Genomic DNA, 17,865 nt, shown 5'->3' with positions numbered 1-17,865 from the left:
GCTGGACCGACGCACACCCAACAACGTGACAACGCCGTCGAGCTGTGTACCGCGGTCTACGCGGTGCGGCGGGTGTCAGGACTCGAAGCTCCTGACACCCGCCGCAGTACCGTCCGGACGGGACACGTCACCGGCTGCGGCGACTCACTTGCCGTGCTGCATGTACGCGCGGACCACGGTCTGCTGGACGCTGTTGCCGGCGGCGTCCGTCGCGGTCACCCGCAGCGTCACGTACTTGTCGCCGTGCAGGTCCGACGGGCGCTCCACGGTGACGGTGAACTGCCCGTTGCTGCCGTTGGGCACCGCACGTGCCTTGGCGAAGTTCTTCCCGTCCTCGAACGAGGCCTCCACCTTCAGCTTCACCCCGCGCGGGGCGGCCATGCCGTCCTGCATGCGGGCTGTCAGGCCGAAGGTGTGCGTACGCGCCGAGCGCACCGAGTTCTGCATGTCGACCGGCACGTCGTAGTCCAGCTGGAGCAGCGGCAGCGGGGTCTCCCCGGCCGTGGTGCCCGAGTGGAAGGTCCACGACGTGAAGGTCTTGGTGCCGAACTCCCAGTCGTCCGAGTCGCGCGCGGTCGTCACGTCCAGCCGGTACTCGGCGTCGCCCGCCGGCACCTCGAACTTGCCCGCCGCTCCCCTGTCGGACTCGGCGATCTGCTCCCCGTCGCGGTACAGCACCGCCACGGCTGTGTCAGGCTCGTCGTCGGCCCCGGCAGCCCCGGCGGCGATGGGGCCGAAGTTGGAGAGCTCCGCGAACGACCAGTGACCGGTGCCGGAATCGTTGAACTCCGGGATGTCCACCGACAGGGTGTCACCGTGGCGCACCGACTTCCGGGACCACCCACGCGGGATCGACGGGCGGACCACCGCCCCGAACCACCGCTCCGTGGCGCGCTGGCCGTGCCGGTAGGTGTGCGGGGCATCCTGCGACCCGACCGTCCACGCCCAGCTGGGTATCAACCAGGGGACATCGTGGTGCACCACATGGTTCCACAGCGTGTCCTCGGCGCTGCTCACGTACTCGACGCGTTTCTGTCCCTGCGGAACGTAGCGGGCCCACTGGTTGAGGATGACGTCCTCGTAGGACCGCCACCCGAAACGCTGCTCGATCGCCCAGGACGAGGCGCCGGTGCGGGCGTAGGTGCTGCGCACCACGGCGCTGTTCCGCTCCGAGACGGTGTAGACCGTCTTCTCGGGGATGGAGCCCTTCCAGACCGGCATCACGTCGTACAGGTACGGGCTGCGCACCGTGCCGGTGAACTTCACCGTCGTGGTGCCCTGCTTGATGCGCTCCAGCAGGGCCGTTCCGTTCGTCCAGTCGGTCCGCATGGCCGGCAGCTCCATCCGGTCACCGTCCGGCTGCCAGCGGCCCCACACGGCGTGCCCGACCGGCTCCCACGCGAACAGGACCGCCTTGGCCCCCGCGTCTGCCGCGAGTCGCATGAACTCGGAGTAGTCCTCGGGCCACTTGTACCGTGCGACGGCCAGCTTGCCACGGACATCGCTCAGGTCGGGCTCCTGCACCGATCCGGCGTCAACGGCGGTCAGCTGCGCACCCCGGTCCCCGAAGACGGGGGAGAACGTCTCGTAGAACGGGGCGAACCGCAGCGAGCTGCCGGAGACGTCCGCCTGCAGTTGCGGGGCCGTCATCTGCCAGCGCGAGTAGTACTCGAAGGTGCCGTCGGTGACCGGGGCCGTGGGGGTGACGTAGAGGTGAATGCCGTCGTAGTACTGGGAACCGAAGCTCATGCTGCGGCCGTCGATCTGGCGGTGGAACATGGTGCTGACGACGCCGTGCTCTTCGGCTGGACGCGGAGTGCGGATCTTCACCTCGCTGAGCTTGGTGAAGTCCAGCGTCACCGTCGTGTCCTTGGTGACCTTCACCTCGGGGACCACGATCTCATCTGCCTCGTCGCCCGCATCGGACGCCTGGGTGAACAGGCCGGAGACAAGGTACGTGCCTTCCTCCACCATGGTGAATCCGGCGTCCGGGTCCGTGTAGCTCACGAGTCCGTCCGGACCCCAGATGTTCGCGAGACGACCATGCTGGACCTGGCCGTCGCGCAGGCGGTAGTCCACGGTCAGCCGGTGCTGAGGGGCGTGCACCGCGAGGGAGACCGTGGTGTGGGCGAGTACGGTGCCGTCGGCGGACTTGGCGGTGAGGTATCCGTAGTACTTGCCGCGGACCGCATGCGCCGCGTCGGTGTGCAGCGGGACCTCCGCTGTGGCGCCGGGGGCCAGTCGCACGCTGTCGGAGCCGAGGCCGACCACCCCGTCGGGGAGCGCACGACCGCCCTCGGTGGCCAGGCTGACGGCCAGGGAGAGCGTGAACGGACGGTCACCGGTGTTGGTGTAGTGAACGGTGGCCGTCTCGCCCCCGCTGCCGCCGGTGTGCAGCGGGGCGAGGGTGACCGAGCCGGTGGCGGTGACCGGGCCCGTGGCCGCGGCCAGGTCGATGCGGCCGCCCCCCTGCTCGGTGACCTTGGTGCCGGGCACCGTGTGCGCGGTGCTGGTCAGCGCGTCCTTGAGCTGCTGGGCGTTCCAGCCGGGGTGCTGCTGGGCCAGCAGCGCGGCGGCGCCGGCCACGTGCGGGGTGGCCATGGAGGTCCCGGACAGTGCGACGTAGTGGGTGTCGACCGGGTCGCCGAGGGTGGTGCCGGCCGCGCGGGCGGCGACGATGCCGACGCCGGGGGCGGTCACGTCGGGTTTGACCGCGTCGTCTCCCGAGCGCGGGCCGCGGCTGGAGAAGGGGGCGAGGGAGTCGTCGCGGTCGACGGCCCCCACGGTCAGCGCGGCGTCGGCCGCGCCCGGGGTATTGATGGTGGACTGGTCAGGGCCGGAGTTGCCCGCCGCAACGACGAAGAGCGTACCGGTTGAGGCTGTCAGGGAGTTGACGGCCTCACTCATCGGGTCGGTACCGTCGCTGTCCTCACCACCGAGGCTCATGTTGACGACCTTGGCGTGCTCGCCGACCGCCCACTCCATGCCGTCGATGACGCCCGACTCGTCGCCGAAGCCGTAGTCGCCCAGGACCTTGCCGATCAGCAGGTCGGCCTTGGGCGCCACGCCGCGGCGGCTGCCGCCGGACGCGGCGCCGGTGCCGCCGACGATGGATGCGACGTGTGTGCCGTGCCCGAAGTGGTCGCCGGTGTCCGGGGCATCGGAGAAGTTCCTGGCCTCCGCGATGCGGCCGGCGAGGTCGGGGTGGTTCGCGTCGACACCGCTGTCGAGCACGGCCACCTTGACGCCCTGGCCCTCGTAGCCGGCCTTCCAGGCGGTGGGGGCGTTGATCTGCGCGGTGCTGCGGTCCAGCACCGACTTCACCTTGCCGTCCAGCGAGATGCGCGGGGTGACCGCGGCACGCGCGGCGTCCGAGCCCCCGTCGGAGTTCAGGGTCTTCCAGAACTTCCCCAGGTCGTCGCCGTCGACCCGCACCGACCGGGCGTCGATGCTCTCCAGAGCGCGGGAGGGCGTCCTGGCCGCGTTGAACGCCACGAGCCGGTCGGCGGTGGCCGCGGCGGCCTTCGCCGCCTGCGCGGTGACCCTCGCCCCGGCCCGCGACGGCGCCGAGGAGACGATCAGCGGCAGCGCGGGGGTGTGGGCCTCGTCGTAGCCCTCGGCGATCAGCGCCGTGACGTTGAACAGCCGGCGGTCCAGGGTGCCGGTGGCGACGAACGACTCGGCGTCCGACGGCATCACGGTCAACTGCTTGTCGTCGCCCTCCAGCGTCCGGAAGGCCATCCGCTCGCGGCCGGGTCCGGGCTGCACCGACGCCGTATGGCGTCCGTCGGGCAGCGTGGTCACGGTCACGCGGTCACCGGTAAGCAGCCGCACGGTCGCAGAGTGCGCCCTCGGCACGGCAGCAGGACGCACGGCGGCCCCGGCGTCTGCCGCCTGGGTCGCGAAGGCGGCCGGTACGGCGCCGACAACCAGCGCCAATCCTGTTGTTATCGCCGCCGTCAGGCGGATTCTGGACATCGGTGGGACAACCTCTCGTTTGGGTGGAGGTAAGAACTTTCGAATGAATTGACTGTCGAAGTAGCCAGCGTTACTGACTCGGGTGTCGCAACTACGACATGTCTCCATGGCGAGACAAGTGGCCTGTGCGCCGCCGCGCTGTCAGCGCGGCCGCGAACGCCCGTGGTGGTGGGCCGAACGCGCGGCTGCGGATCGACTGCTCCGGCTCAGACCACGCCGTCTCGCGAACGGGGTGCGCACGAGGTCCCCAGTGATCTGGCGTCAAGGAGCCGGAGCGAGCCCGGCGCGACGAGGTTCGCCATGGCAGGGTGGACCTCGTTGAGTGGGACTGTGACCAAGAGGCTCTGATCCGACCGCGAGGAACGGCGGTCAGAAGGTGAGCTTCCAGCTGTTGATGTAACCGCTGTCGTGGCGGTACGCGTCCTGGACCTTCAGTTTCCAGGTGCCGTTGGCGGTCTCGCTGGAGGCGTTGACGGTGTAGGTGGCGACGACGTTGGCGGCCGAGTCGAAGCCGTCGGACCTCTTCAGCCGGTACAGAGTGCCGTCCGGGGCCACCAGGTCGATGGCCACGTCACCGCGGTAGGGGTGGACGATGTTGACGTCGATCTGCAACGTGCTCGGCGCATGGCCTGCGCGACCGGTGATGTTGACGGTGGAGTACACGGCGGCGCCGGCGTCCGGGATGGCCACGTCGGTGGTGTTCTGGAAGATGTTGCCGCCGACGGTGGAGACACCCCAGCCGAACGTCGCCGATCCGGTGAGGTTGAAGGAGTCCTTGACCGTGACTGTCACATTGCTGAGGCCCACGCTGGTCGGTGTGCCGGAGATCAGACCGGTGCTCGCGTTGATCGACAGGCCGGCCGGTAGACCGGTGGCCGAGTAGGTCAGCGCTCCGGGGTTGTTGGTGCCGGCCTCGATCTGCAGGCTCGAGGCGGTGTTGACGACCGTGTTCTGGTCGACCGGCTTGGTGACCGTGACGCGGCCTGCGACGCCGATGGCGGCCCAGGTGTCGGCGACCGTGTTGTAGGTGGCGCTGCTGGCGCCCCACAGGTCAGCGGCAGCCTGCAGGGTTCCGGCGCGGGCGCCCGAGTAGTCGGTGGTGGAGGTGAAACGCTCGGTCAGGGCCTTGTACCAGAGCTTGGCGGCGTTGTCCCGGCCGATGCCGGGGACCGGGCGGCCGTTGGCGGTGGGGCTGTTGTAGCCGACGCCGTTGATCACCTTCGCACCGCTGCCCTCGGACAGCAGGTAGAAGAAGTGGTTCGCCGGGCCGGACGAGTAATGGACGTCGAGGTTCTTGAGGCCGGCATACCAGTTGTCGACCGATGCGCCGTCCCGCGAGGGCTTGTCCATGTAGCGCAGCGGGCTGCCGTCACCCTGAACGTCGATCTTCTCGCCGATGAGGTAGTCGCCGACGTCGCCGGCGTTGTTCGCGTAGAACTCGACCGAAGTGCCGAAGATGTCGGAGGTCGCCTCGTTGAGGCCGCCGGACTCGCCGCTATAGATCAGACCCGCGGTGGCGGCAGTGACGCCGTGGCTCATCTCGTGGCCGGCGACGTCCAGCGTGGTCAGCGGGTGGCTGTTGTGGGGGCCGTCACCGTAGGTCATGCAGAAGCAGTCGTTGTCCCAGAACGCGTTGAAGTAGTCGTCGCCGTAGTGGGTGCGTGAGTAGGCGGCGACTCCGTCGTTGCGGATGCCGTTGCGGCCCATCACGAGCTTGTAGAAGTCCCAGGTGACCTGGGCACCGTAGGCGGCGTCCACACCGGCGGTCTGGGCGTTGGACGGCAGGCCGTCGCCCCAGGTGTCCGTGGCGTTGGTGAACAGGGTGCCGGTGCCGTCGGTTCCGCGGTTCAGGTCGTACGTCGAGTGTCCGCCACGAATGTTGTCGGTCATGCTGTACGTCGAGCCGGACAGTGTGGTCCCGATGGTGACCTTGCCGCTGTACTGGCTGTTGCCGACGCCGGTCTCGATCCCCTGGTACTCGAAGAGCTTGGCACCGGTCCTCGCATCCGTGATGACATGCAGCCGGCTCGGAGTACCGTCGTCCTGCAGTCCGCCGACGACGGACTCCCAGGCCAGGGCCGGCGCGCCGGAAGCCGCCCAGACCACCTTGCGGGAGGTGGTGACGGCCGGGCTGGTGCCGCCCTCGGCCTTGGCGCGGCCGATCGCGAAGGTCTTGGCCGAATCGGCGGACCGGGTCGCGGTGGTGCTCGGCACGCTGATGGTCGCGTTGACGGCCTTGTCGACCCCCTTCGAGGTTCCGTCAGCCGCCGTGTGCACGACCAGGTCGCCGCCGAGGACCGGCAGGCCCGCGAAGGTGCGCTCGTAACGGGTGTGCACGGAGCCGTCGGCGTCCTTGAGGACCGACTTGGCGATCAACTGCTCCCGGGCTCCCAGGTGCAGCGACCGGGCAGTGGCTGCACGGTCCGCCTGGGCAGCCTTCAGGAGCTTCGCCTGCTCCGAGGTCGAGAGCTGGACAGGAAGCGCGCCCGCTCGGGGCTGGACCCGGACGGGGTTGGCGTGCGCCTGGGGCGTGCCGGCCGTCGCGCTGCCGGATGACGCGGCGACAGCGAGCAGCGCAGCACTGGCTATGAGTGCGCCGGCGGTGACTGTGCTGCGGCGTGATCGTCTCACTCGGACTCCTACTGCGGCGACCGCTCGATGGCGGCCGGTGACAATCCGAGCAGTGGGTCTTGGTGCTGCCCGGTCAGAACTGGCGGTTTGGTGGGGATATACGGGGTTGCTGCGTCGAGGGCGGTCACAGCGTGTTGAAACACCTTGTGACACCGTTGGGGTGCATCCCTCAGAAATAGGCCACCAGAGCGACACGTGTCACTGACCTCAGGTGTCGTAACCGCGACATGTCTCAACGCCGACATGCACCGTCTGCCACTGCCACCTTGCCGGCGCGGGGATTTGTCATGAATTTGAGCTCTGCTCGGTGGTCAGTGGTGGCGCTGAGTCCCTACCCGCGCTCATGAGGCACCACTGATGTCAACCCTCCTCGCGCGCACCGCGGCGCGGTGGGGGTGTCCACAACGGCCCGAGCAGCATTGGCGGCCGGCATGGCCGCACTGGGAACACTGACGCACCTAACCGACGATTCTCGCCGGCAAGCTGTATCGCCCTGTGAGGTCGGGGACGCGGCCGGCGGGTGGTTGCCCATGCAGCGTGGTGTGTCCGCGGGGTGATTGTAGGTGTGGAGTCACTGCGGGAACGCCTCTCGGCGTTCGGCTTCTGACTGGCAGGGGCGAGCGCAGGCCCACTCGTCCCGCCGGGAGGTGCCCCCGCAGCCGAGGTTGGGGCGGCCGTGGCGGGTGCGGGGCCGGGCGGGGTCGCGGTGTACGGAGCTGTTGCGGCCGCCCTGGTCCTGCCGTGGATCCTGCGTCCGCCGCCGTCGGGGATGCTGCGGGCCGGGGTCCGGCGAGGGCCGTGGAGGGGCCGGCTGGAGCGGTGGGCCCGGCGTTGGGCGGTGGTGGGTGAGACCTCGAAGCGTTCGGTGGCCCGGCGACGCGGCCAGCCGTCGGCCACGAGGCGGCGGGCCAGGCGCAGCCGTCCGGTCTCCGCTGGAGTGCGGTGGCGCCCGGCGACGAGGCCTGCCCGCTCGCCAGGCCACACCGTGGTCACGCCCCGGCCAGCAGCGCCCCCAGTGCCTCAGCCGTCTCCGGGTAACGGTCGAGCAGTGCCGCGCCGGCCAGCTCGGGTTCTGGCGTCGCCCAAGGGTCGTTGCAGCCCAGGAGGTGGGCCAGTGCGTCGGTGGTTGCCGGGTGGGCAGCGAGGAGGCTCACGCCGATGGGGGACTGGTGGGCAGGGGTCAGGGCCGGCGGCGTCGGTTGGGCCGCGCGCCACGGGGGGACCCACTCGTCCAGGGCCGCGAGGCGGCCGGGGAAGATGCGGCCCGCTTCGCGGATGAGGAGGGGGGCCAGCTCCGTGCCGCCCGCGCGGAGGCTCATGATCAGGGTGGGGAGCCACGGGAGGAGGACCTGGTCGGGCAGGCGGGCGAAGGCGTTGGAGACGGCCTCAACGACGACGTCGGCGAGGCCCGGGACCGGCTCCAGGGCGTGCAGGAGGCCGCTGAGGTAGCGGGGGTAGGCGGGGACCACCAGGGGGTTGGCGAGCAGGTCGTCGCACTTGGCACGCAGTTCGGCGCGGGTCAGGGTTCCGAGGTGGACCTGGGCTGCCCACAGCAGGGCCGTCTTCGACGGGTCCTGGGGGTGGGACTGCGCGACGGCCAGTTCCAGCTGGGTGCGGTCGCAGCCCAGTGACAGGGCCAGGGTCTCCATGCTGAACAGGAAGCCCAGCATGGCCGCCACCTGGCGGACGGTGGCGTCGTCGTCGGTGAACGCGGTCGGCAGCAGGGTGCAGTAGTGCGCGTAGCCGGCCTTGGTGAAGGACTCGATCCACGACGGCAGCGCCGGTTCACTGGTGCGGTAGTAGGAGAGGAGACGGCGGACGCGGTGCAGCACCTCCGGGGCGCCGTCGACAGTGCGCTCGGCCGACAGTACTTCCAGGGCGCGGGTGCCGAGTTCGTCGGCGAGGCGGCGGCTGTTCAGGTAGAGGGTGGCGTCCTCGACGGCTTCCAGGACGGTCGCCGCGGTGGCCCTCGGGTCGTAGGCGCGGCGGCGCAGGCGTTGTTCCAGGACCTGCTCGATGCTGACGCCCTCGTACCCGAGCTCGATCAGCGCGCGCTGGTGGGTGCCGAGGGCCAGGTCCCAGGACTCCTGGATCGGGCGCTCGCCGAGCTTCCGCTCCCCCATGATGGGCCGGGCGGTGCCCTCGGGCATCAGGCGGCGGAGCATCCACAGGACGTCGGAGCACGGGCCGAGTTCCGGCCGGCCGGCGATGTCGAGCAGGGCGCGCTGCACGCCGCGTTGCTGGAGCTTGAGGCCCAGGGGTGCGAGCCGGTCGTGGACGTCGCGGGCGAGGGGCGGCAGGGCGTCGTAGCCGACCTGGCCGATGCGGTCGCCGCCCATCATGATCTCGACGATCCGGCGTACGTCGCGCCGGCCGGGCACCGCGTCCTTCTCGATGCAGGTGACGGCCGCGTCCTGGAAGTCGTACGGCGTGGGCTTGGCCCGGTCGCGCATCCCGGCCAGCAGGATCGACGTCTCGAACACGGCGATGGCGTCGGCGGTCGAGGCGAGGTAGCCGTTACGGCGGGCGGCGCGCACGATCTCCACCGACCAGCCGAGCAGTTCGGCCTCGTCCAGTTGGTCCAGGGCGGGCGGGCGCTGCAGGAAGCCGGTCAGCTGGTCGGCGGCCACAGCCTGAGGGGCGGGTGCCGGGGCCTTGGCGGGCGTCGTCTTCTTCGTGCCTGCCTGTCCCGTCAGGCGGTACGGCTTGACGCGGGTGCGCTTGAGGTTCTTCGTCCACTGCGTCGCGGCGATCGACACCGAGCCCGCGGCGAGGCCGAACTGCGCCTCGATCGCCGCGTGGCTGGACGGGATCAGGCCGTGCAGCCACTTGGTGGCGGTGCGCGGGGTGATCTCAAAGGTGTCGGCGCCGTCCACGCCGAACTCGGCGACGCGGCTGGCTGCGTGGAAGGCGCCGCAGACGTAGAGGCAGTCCGCCGGGTCGGTGGCGGTGGCGGACAGGTGCTCACGCATCCGGGTCCACATGTGGCGCTCGCGGTCCTCGTCCACGCGCACCCGGTGCGGGTCGCCGGGGGCGAGGCGCCGGAAGAGGCTGCCAATGAGGAACATGACCTGGCGGTAGGTGTCGTGGTCGGCGTCGCCGAGCGGCAGCTCGACGTACTGGTGCCACCACTCCGACCAGTGCCGCACGCGGCCGTGGCGCAGCAGGTGCTCCTCCAGTTCGGCGAAGCGCGGCCGCAGGTCGCCTATCTCGACGCCGACCGCGTCGCCGTGCAGCGCGGCCTCCTCCTCGGCGGGCGGCGCGTCCGGGTCGTCCGGTCCGGCTGGCTGCTCGGCGCGGGCGTCCCACTGGAAGACGTGGTCGGAGGAGCGGTCGACCAGGACGAGTTCCACGCCCGGGGTGTCCAGGGCGTAGGCGATGGCCTGGTACTCCGCCGAGGCCTCGGTGATCGGGGCGACCACCGACAGCGGGGCCCAGTCGGCGGGGAAGCCGTCGGCCTCGCTCGCGTACGCCTGGACCGCGACCGGCAGCCGGCAGTTGCGCAGCTCGGTCAGCAGCGGTGTCATGTCCTCGCACAGCTCCAGGTACACGACCTTGGGCTGCTTCTCGCGCAGGCGGCGTGCCATGGCGACGGCCGAGGCGGGCGAGTGGTGGCAGACGGGGAAGACCTCCATCGGCTCGCGCACCGCGCGGTCGACGTCGTCGACCATGCCGAGGAGGATGCCCTCCAGGGCGTCGGGCCCGTCGGCGAACGTCGTGGCGGCTTCGCGGAGCTGACTGCGCAGCGCCTCGAAGGTGCCCTCGTGGGTACCGCTCATGACAGCGTGGCGATCGCGTCGCGGCCGCCCTCCAGGAACTCGGGCCAGGCGCCGCCCTCGTCCTTGCTGCGCGGCTCGACGACCCCGTGCAGGTACTTGTTGAGAATCGCCAGGTCCTCGGGCTCGCGCCGGGCCAGCGAACCGACGAGAGAGGACGCGAGGGCGCGGGCGGTCAGGGCCCGCTCACCGAAGAAGTTGCTGTGCAGGATGGAGTCCTCCAGCACGCCGATCTGCTCGGCGGTGGAGAGGGCGGACTCCAGCTTCTCGTCGTCGCTGCCGGCCGCGGCGGCCGAGGCGCGCAGGTCGGCGAAGCTCTGCAGCAGCACGTCGAGCAAGGTCGGCGGCACGTCCAGCTCTATCTGGTGGCGACGCAGCAGCTCCTCGGTGCGGAAGCGCACGATCTCCGCCTCGCTCTTCTTGTTCGTCACGACGGGGATGCGGACGAAGTTGAAGCGGCGCTTGAGCGCGGAGGACAGGTCGTTGACCCCGCGGTCGCGGCTGTTGGCGGTGGCGATGATCGAGAAGCCGGGCTTGGCGAAGACGATGTTGTCGCTGTCGCCGTCCAGTTCGGGGACGGAGATGTACTTCTCGGAGAGGATGGAGATCAGCGCGTCCTGGACGTCGCTGGTGGAGCGGGTGAGCTCCTCGAAGCGGCCGATGGCGCCGGTCTCCATCGCGGTCATGATCGGCGAGGGGATCATCGACTCCCGTGACTGGCCCTTGGCGATGACCATGGACACGTTCCAGGAGTACTTGATGTGGTCCTCGGTGGTGCCGGCCGTGCCCTGGACAACGAGGGTGGAGTTGCGGGAGATCGCGGCGGAGAGCAGCTCGGCGAGCCAGCTCTTGCCGGTGCCGGGGTCGCCGATGAGCAGCAGGCCGCGGTCGGAGGCGAGGGTGACGATGGAGCGCTCGACGAAGCTGCGGTCGCCGAACCACTTCTGTGCGATCTCACGGTCCAGGCCGTCGGAGGGCTCGGAGCCCAGGATGAACAGGCGGACCATCTTGGGCGACAGGCGCCAGGAGAAGGGCTTGGGGTTGTCGTCGACCGACTCCAGCCAGTCCAGTTCCTCGGCGTACTTGGTCTCGGCGGGGGCGCGCAACAGGTCGGACATGAGGGGCCTTTCGGGCATGGTGGGGTGCTGCTCGGGTTGTCTTGGGTGCTTCGTGGTGCCTTGGACTGCCTGGGGGCGCTCAGGCGAGGAACGTCTTCAGCTCGTGGACGAGCTTGCGTATGTGACCGGAGAGCACCGGAGTGCCGAGGTCCTTGAACCGCTCCCGGAACCACGGGTTGACGCTGCCGCGGCCGGAGCTGGTCACCGAGCCGACGGGGATGAACTTGACCCCCGAGCGGTGGAGAGCGGCCATGCTCTCGAACAGCGGCTCCGTCCGCCATTCGTAGAAGTCGGAGATCCACACGACGACGGTGTTGCGGGGCTCGGCGACCTTCGGCTGCGCGAGCGCCATGGCGACCGTGCCGTCGGTGCCGCCGCCGAGCTGGGTGCGCAGCAGGGTCTCGAAGGGGTCGTGGACCCAGGGCGTGAGGTCGAGCGCCTGCGTGTCGTACGCGATGAGGTGGACGTCCACCTTCGGCAGCCCGGCGAAGATCGAGGCCAGGATGGTGCAGTTCACCATCGAGTCGACCATCGAACCCGACTGGTCCACGACGACGATCAGCCGCTGGGGTGTCGTCTTGCGGGCGGTGTGCCGGTAGTAGAGGCGGTCGACGTAGAGCCGCTGCTCCTCCGGGCTCCAGTTGGTGAGGTTCTTCCAGATCGTGCGGTCGAGGTCGAGGTTGCGGAACACCCGCTTGGGCGGGATGGAGCGGTCGATCGCGCCGACCGACGCCTTCTCGACCTGCGTGCGCAGCACTTCGGCGACCTCGTCGACGAAGCGGCGGATCAGGGACTTGGCGTTGGCCAGTGCGACGCCCGAGAGGTTGTTCTTGTCCCGCAGGAGCTGCTCGATCAGGGACATGCTCGGGGTCAGTTGTGCGGCGAGTTTGGGGTCGGCCAGGACTTCGCGCAGGTGCATCCGCTTGACGAGGTCGGCCTCGATGGATCCGAGTTCGGGGCCGATCGCCGGGATCAGCCGGCTGAGGTCGGGGGTGGTGCCCCCACCGCCGGTGCCGGTCGGGCTGACGCCGGGTCCTGCCGCCCGTCCCCCGGCACCGCCACCTCCACGACCGCCCCGCAGCTCGCCGGGGCGGCAGCCGAGCGCGCGCTCCAGCCAGCCCGCGTCGGACTGCCAGCGCGCCAGCTGCCCGGCGGTGACCGTGCCGGAGCCGGAGGCGAAGACGTTGAGCAGCACCTTCGACACCAGTGCGGCGCGGCGGACTTCGGCGGCCCGGTCGCGTGCGCCGTCCTCGGGTTCGGGTTCGGGGGTCATCAGGCCGTCGAGTTCGGAGGCCAGCTCCGGGTGGCGCTGCACGATGGAGTCGACGGAGGTCTGCGGGTCCAGCAGCGCGGGCGGCAGGTCGATGTCCTCGACGACGGCGAGGCTCGCCGCTTCCAGGGTGGCCTGTTCCTCGGGGTCGAAGAGTCGGGCCAGCAGGCGCCAGTACAGGACCTGGCGGCGGTTGTCGTGCGGGTCGGCGACGGGCGGCCCGTCGGGGCCGTCGGTGTGCCCGGTGGTCTGTTCGGTCATTTCCGCAGCAGCCTTCCGGCGCGTTCCCGCAGCACGTCCACGGCGTCGGTGGCGGCCTTCTCGGCCTTGACGCCGTTCTTGTCGGTCGTGCCACCCGCCCAGGCCCCGGCGTGGACGGCGACGGCCTTCTTCCGCACCGTCGTCTCGACGGCCAGCGGCTGGACCCGGTACGTCCCCTCGTCCCAGCGGAGGAGAGCGATGCAGGCGCCCGATGCCGCGACCGCCTCGGGGGTGAGCGGCCCGGCGGCCGGAACGCGGTCGGTCTCGACGGCGAGGGACTGCCCGGCGACGGTGAACGTCACCACGCCGTCCTCGAGCCCGGCGGCGTAGCCCTCCACGAACACCGGTACGGCGATGCGCGCCGGGTGGCGGTCCAGGGGCGCGACGACCGGGTCGGCGGCGGTGGGCAGCACGACGCGGGCGGCGGCGAAGGCGTCGGCGGGCTTTCCCGCTTGGGCGTGCGCGTCGTTCCAGAGCAGATCGCCCTCGGCGGTGACCGGCATGCCGGCAAGGTCCATGGAGCGGCCCTCGCTGACGGCGGCCAGCAGCGACATGTGCGGGCGGAGCAGCTGCCAGAGCCCGGCGCCGACGACGGAGTCGGGCTTGGGCGCGGACACGCTCGCGCGCACCAGGCGGGGCGTCGTGCCGTCCGCGGGTTCGAGCACGGCGTGGACCTGGGCCTGTACGGCGGTCGCGTGCTCCTGGAGGTCGACGCCGAGGGGCAGCAGCCGGCCGGTCGCCGTCCCGGTGGCGGGCGCACCGGCCGCGCCGGGCAGCGTCAGCAGCATCCCGCGCGACCACAGGTCGGCCCAGCGGCGTACGGGGAACCGTTCCATGGTGGCCCCGGGGCACGAGGCGGCGAGTTCGGCGGCGAAGCCGTCGAGGAGTGTGGCCAGACGGCGCAGTGCCGGGTCGGGCAGCATCGCGGAGACGATCTGCGCGGCGCCGGACACAAGGTCGTGGTCGATGCCCTGCCAGCCGGAGCGGGCCAGGTCGGACAGCCAGGACCGGGCGGCGGCCAGCAGGTTCGGCGCCTGGCCGCCCTCGGGCTCCGGGGCGCCCTCCTCGGCGCGGGACCGGCCGGTCGCCTCCTGGATCCGGGCTGTCAGCGCGTCGTGGACGGAGCCGAGCAGCGCGGTGCGGGCGGCGGCGAGCACGACGAGGTGATCCTCGCTCGCGGCTCCGGCCGCCGCCTTCTCGGCCGCTTCGGCGACCCTCGTGGCCAGCGGGGTCCCCGCGACGGCGTGGACGAGTTCCGTGAGGCCGGCGGTCTGGGCGGGCTGCGGACGCAGCAGTCCGCTGACGAGCGTCTGGTCGAAGGCGTCTACGGCCGCCAGGGCCTCGTCGAGCCCGGGGAGGGCTTCCGCGAGCAGGTCGTAGCGCATCACGCCACCGCCCTGGTCGGCGGGAACCACTGCATCTCCGGCAGCGGGGCCGTGGTGGGGGCGAGCTCCAGGTAGGCGAGGTGGCGCAAGAAGCGGCTGAAGACCGGCGCCGCGGCCTGCTTGTCCCCCTGCGACGGGCGTGCGCTCGTCATGGCGGCCGTGAGGCCCTGCGCGTCCGGCTCGCCGCCCGCGGTCTCCGCCTTGATGTAGCGGGCGACGCGCTCGGCGCCGTACTGCAGCACGGCCTCGACGATGAGGGCCCGTATGTGGTTGCAGAAGCCGCCGCGTGCGCCGCCGCAGGGCCGGTTGTTGTTGGTGCTGCAGGTGAACGCGTAGCTGCCCGCGGCGACCGACGAGACGTAGACCCGCTCGATGTCCGAGCCGCTGGACACCACGCCCTGCAGGCGTCCGTCGGCCAGTTCGACGAACGGTACCTTGGCGAGCTTGCGCGGCATCGCGGGTGCCGTCACCCGTGCCGTGCTCGACCTCTCCCAATCTGACAACGCGCCATCTCCTGTGCAGCATGGGGGTATTCCGCGCCACATCGGCGGGACGTCAATGAACATATCCGCGATCACTGACAACGCCGTATGGCTCTGCACAGCCCCAGGTCAGGGGCACAGGGAAGGGCACGGGGCGACCTCCGAGAACACCGCTTCACGGCCCTCCCGGCGGTCGGCGTGCCGGAAGGACCACCGGGCGTCCCGGCGGACACCGCGTCACCGCGGTAAGGCGAGCCCACCGCGCTCCGGGAGCGGGGCGGCGAAGCGCCGGCCGCGGGCGCGCAGCGCGTCGACGGCGGTCACGGCCTCCGAAGGCGTGTGCGCAGGTTCGAATCCTGCCGGGGGCACTCGCCGGGTCGCTCGTTAGATTTACCCGCTGACCAGGGCGAATGCCGACACGAGAGGGCGGGAGCCAGTCTGACTGACTCCCGCCCTCCCTCGTTGTCTCTCGGTGTCCGCGCCCACCTCCGACACACCCCCAAGCCGAGCAGGCGAGCCGGGCGAACCGCACCTGAGCCCCGGGTAACACAGCCTCGTCACCGTCACGACCGCGTGCCGGTCGTGACGGCCGGCGCCCTCCACAACAAGCCACGACATCGTCGATGAGCAGGTCTCGCCTGCAGGAAGGGGTCACGGCCTGCTGCTCATCGGTTTCGCTGGGAGAGTGGGCGTACCAGAGCCTTCGCACCGGCGCTCGGCCCGCGCGAAGGCTCCGACGGTAAAACAGTCCCCAGTAGTACTGCGCGTGTCCTGAAGCTCAGTCGTCACTGTCGCCTCGGTATCGCGCCGGCTTGCTGGGGGCCTAAACCACATCCTGTCCAAGTCACTCCGCCGACTAGACGTCCTCATCGACTTTGCGGCTTTTTCGGTGTTATGGCCTAATAACCACTCATTCACAAAATATGTCGCGAGTCAATAGGTTCTCGGTAAATTTCACAGGAGGCTCCACGCGATCATCTTTGACTGCGGCACCCGGCCCGCCCTGCGCCTACTTCGTGAAGCCGAGCGCAGTATCAGCCCGGCAGTGCGTGCACGCCGGCACCTGCTGCCGCAGCGCATCCAGCGCCTACCCGTTGGATCCGCTGACGGGGGGGCTGATGCACGATCGCGTGACTTCGCGGTCCGACTGCTCGAAGCCCTCGACGGCGAGGCTCCCCATGTGCGGAGCCACGATGGCAAGCGCCTGAACCCCGTCTGATGGCCCTCCGTAGCATGTCCCGGTGACGAGCGAACCAGAGCACACCACGACTGCGGTGATGCGGTCTCTGCCCAAGCCGGAAGCGATCCTCCACGACACCGACTGGGCCAGTCTGGAGCACCTGTGGGGTCCAGCAGGCGACGTACCCGCTTCGCTGGCGGCCCTGCGCGGTACCGATCCCGTCGTCCACGCGCGCGTCATGGACAAGGACCTCGATTGCCTGCGCCACTCAAACGGCGTCTCCCCCGCCACGGTGCCCGCGGCGTTGTTCATTGCCGCGATCCTTCCCGAGCCAAGTACCGAGATTGAAGGGACCTACTACTCCTGGGACGACCCAGTCGGAGGGGAACGGCGCAGCCTGCTCCGTGTGGAACTGCTCGAATTTATAGACGGCCCCGGAGTGATGGGCGACCAAGCGCACGAGCCGTCCAGGAGCGCCCAGAGCTTCCAGGTGCCGTGCACCGTCGACCGGGTGAAAGCCCGTGTCTCGTAGCTCCGGGGCGTAGCCAATGTCGTGCAGCCACGCGGCAGCCACGAGGAGATCACGCTCACCCGCCGGCACAGCCGCGGACACCTCGCGGGCACGCGCTGCAACGGCCTGCGTATGCAGCCATCGGTTCCCAAGCGGCGGCAACAACGACTCGGCCAGTTCGGCCGCTCCCTGGGGCGTGTCCAGCGCAGAAGGCATGAACCGCACGGTAGCTGAGCACCTTGGACACCCGACAGCCCTGGAGCTCCATGAGTTGATCAAGGTGCAGTAGAACCTCGCCCCTCTATGCTTCAGCAGGTGAGTACATCCCAGGTATCAGCGTCAACGACACCACTGCACTCGGTATCTGTGGCCGGAGCCGTGGTGCGCGAGGACGGCCGGCTCCTGGCGATCCGCCGTGCCGACAACAGGGCTTGGGAGCTCCCGGGCGGTGTCCTGGAACTGGACGATGCACCCGAGGACGGCGTCAGGCGCGAGGTCCGGGAAGAGACCGGCATCCACGTCGAGGTGGACAAGCTGACCGGGGTCTACAAGAACACCGCCCGCGGCATCGTTGCCCTGGTCTTCCGTTGCAAGCCCTCCGGCGGCACCGAGCGCACCTCGGACGAGTCCACGGCCGTCGACTGGCTCACGCCCGACGAGGTCGCAGAGCGCATGTCCGAGGTCTTCGCGGTCCGGCTTCTCGACGCACTGGACGGCAACGGGCCCCATGTCCGCAGTCACGACGGACGGCACTTGGCCGCCAACTCCCGTTAGGGACTTCCCTCATGCCGACCTCGATTGCTCTCTGGTTCGAGCACTTGCTCGGAAAGCACTGGCACAACGATCTCCGGTTGCACATCGGAGGTCACCGTCACACCTGCGACTCGTACTACCTGACGCTGAAGTCGCGGCACCTCGGCGCGAATCTGACACGCCTGCTAGAGCAGTGGATAGAGCAGGTCAACGAGCTCAAGGGCGCAGGCGGCACGGCCTACCTGCCCTACGACTTCTCGGACCAGTGCACAGCATGGCTTCGCGTCTCCTCCACAGACGGGCATGCCGCAGTCGTCCAGGCCGGCTGGAGCCTCATCGAGGCATGGGGCATCGACCCCTCGGACTACCGCGCGACAGCGCCAGACATCACGGACTTCAAGCCGATCGCGAACGCTCAGATCGAGTGCTCACTGGACGACCTCGCCACGCATATCGCGATCAACCGAGGCAGCCTCGCGACACTGAGACACTAGGGACTGTTCCGACCGGACGCCGGTGG

Annotated in this window: 11 protein-coding genes and 1 pseudogene; 2 read left to right on the top strand and 10 right to left on the bottom strand. The window is 70.1% G+C overall.

The window, feature by feature from the left end:
- Nucleotides 1-144: 144 nt before the first annotated feature.
- The 10 genes and pseudogenes from PV341_RS12410 to PV341_RS12365 form a co-directional block, all read right to left on the bottom strand.
- Entirely contained in the window at nucleotides 145-3,978 is a 3,834-nt protein-coding gene (locus PV341_RS12410; RefSeq protein WP_500357741.1) for a S8 family peptidase, read from the bottom strand.
- A gap of 369 nt (nucleotides 3,979-4,347) precedes the next feature.
- Entirely contained in the window at nucleotides 4,348-6,609 is a 2,262-nt protein-coding gene (locus PV341_RS12405) for a M4 family metallopeptidase (RefSeq protein WP_500357740.1), read from the bottom strand.
- Nucleotides 6,610-7,067: 458 nt separating this feature from the next.
- A pseudogene (locus PV341_RS12400) lies at nucleotides 7,068-7,593 on the bottom strand (hypothetical protein).
- Between the two features lie 5 nt (nucleotides 7,594-7,598).
- The gene (locus tag PV341_RS12395; RefSeq protein WP_500357738.1) at nucleotides 7,599-10,388 is read right to left on the bottom strand and encodes a DUF5682 family protein; all 2,790 of its coding nucleotides are present in this window, start codon (nucleotides 10,386-10,388) and stop codon (nucleotides 7,599-7,601) included.
- On the bottom strand, nucleotides 10,385-11,503 hold the full coding sequence (locus PV341_RS12390; protein WP_499514984.1) for an ATP-binding protein: 1,119 nt from the start codon (nucleotides 11,501-11,503) through the stop codon (nucleotides 10,385-10,387). Before PV341_RS12390 ends, PV341_RS12395 begins: the two co-directional genes overlap by 4 nt.
- A gap of 79 nt (nucleotides 11,504-11,582) precedes the next feature.
- Entirely contained in the window at nucleotides 11,583-13,034 is a 1,452-nt protein-coding gene (locus tag PV341_RS12385) for a VWA domain-containing protein (protein WP_500357736.1), read from the bottom strand.
- Nucleotides 13,031-14,449 (bottom strand): hypothetical protein, encoded by a 1,419-nt coding sequence (locus PV341_RS12380; RefSeq protein WP_500357735.1) that lies wholly within the window; start codon nucleotides 14,447-14,449, stop codon nucleotides 13,031-13,033. The genes PV341_RS12385 and PV341_RS12380 overlap by 4 nt, the downstream gene beginning before the upstream one ends.
- The gene (locus tag PV341_RS12375) at nucleotides 14,419-14,964 is read right to left on the bottom strand and encodes a hypothetical protein (RefSeq protein ID WP_500357749.1); all 546 of its coding nucleotides are present in this window, start codon (nucleotides 14,962-14,964) and stop codon (nucleotides 14,419-14,421) included. Before PV341_RS12375 ends, PV341_RS12380 begins: the two co-directional genes overlap by 31 nt.
- Before the next feature lie 946 nt (nucleotides 14,965-15,910).
- The gene (locus PV341_RS12370; RefSeq protein ID WP_500329840.1) at nucleotides 15,911-15,985 is read right to left on the bottom strand and encodes a DUF6233 domain-containing protein; all 75 of its coding nucleotides are present in this window, start codon (nucleotides 15,983-15,985) and stop codon (nucleotides 15,911-15,913) included.
- A gap of 364 nt (nucleotides 15,986-16,349) precedes the next feature.
- The gene (locus PV341_RS12365; protein ID WP_500357733.1) at nucleotides 16,350-16,808 is read right to left on the bottom strand and encodes an HD domain-containing protein; all 459 of its coding nucleotides are present in this window, start codon (nucleotides 16,806-16,808) and stop codon (nucleotides 16,350-16,352) included.
- Between the two features lie 87 nt (nucleotides 16,809-16,895).
- On the opposite strand from PV341_RS12365, the gene PV341_RS12360 reads away from it, so the two are divergent.
- The gene (locus PV341_RS12360; protein ID WP_500329778.1) at nucleotides 16,896-17,366 is read left to right on the top strand and encodes an NUDIX hydrolase; all 471 of its coding nucleotides are present in this window, start codon (nucleotides 16,896-16,898) and stop codon (nucleotides 17,364-17,366) included.
- Nucleotides 17,367-17,377: 11 nt separating this feature from the next.
- Nucleotides 17,378-17,839, top strand: a complete 462-nt coding sequence (locus PV341_RS12355; protein ID WP_500357732.1) for a hypothetical protein — start codon at nucleotides 17,378-17,380, stop codon at nucleotides 17,837-17,839.
- Nucleotides 17,840-17,865: the final 26 nt, after the last annotated feature.

The sequence above is a fragment of the Streptomyces sp. PA03-1a genome, assembly GCF_033792805.1.
Taxonomy (GTDB): domain Bacteria; phylum Actinomycetota; class Actinomycetes; order Streptomycetales; family Streptomycetaceae; genus Actinacidiphila.
The sequence above is the reverse complement of the archived record's forward strand: the minus strand, read 5'-3'. Positions and strand labels throughout refer to the sequence as shown.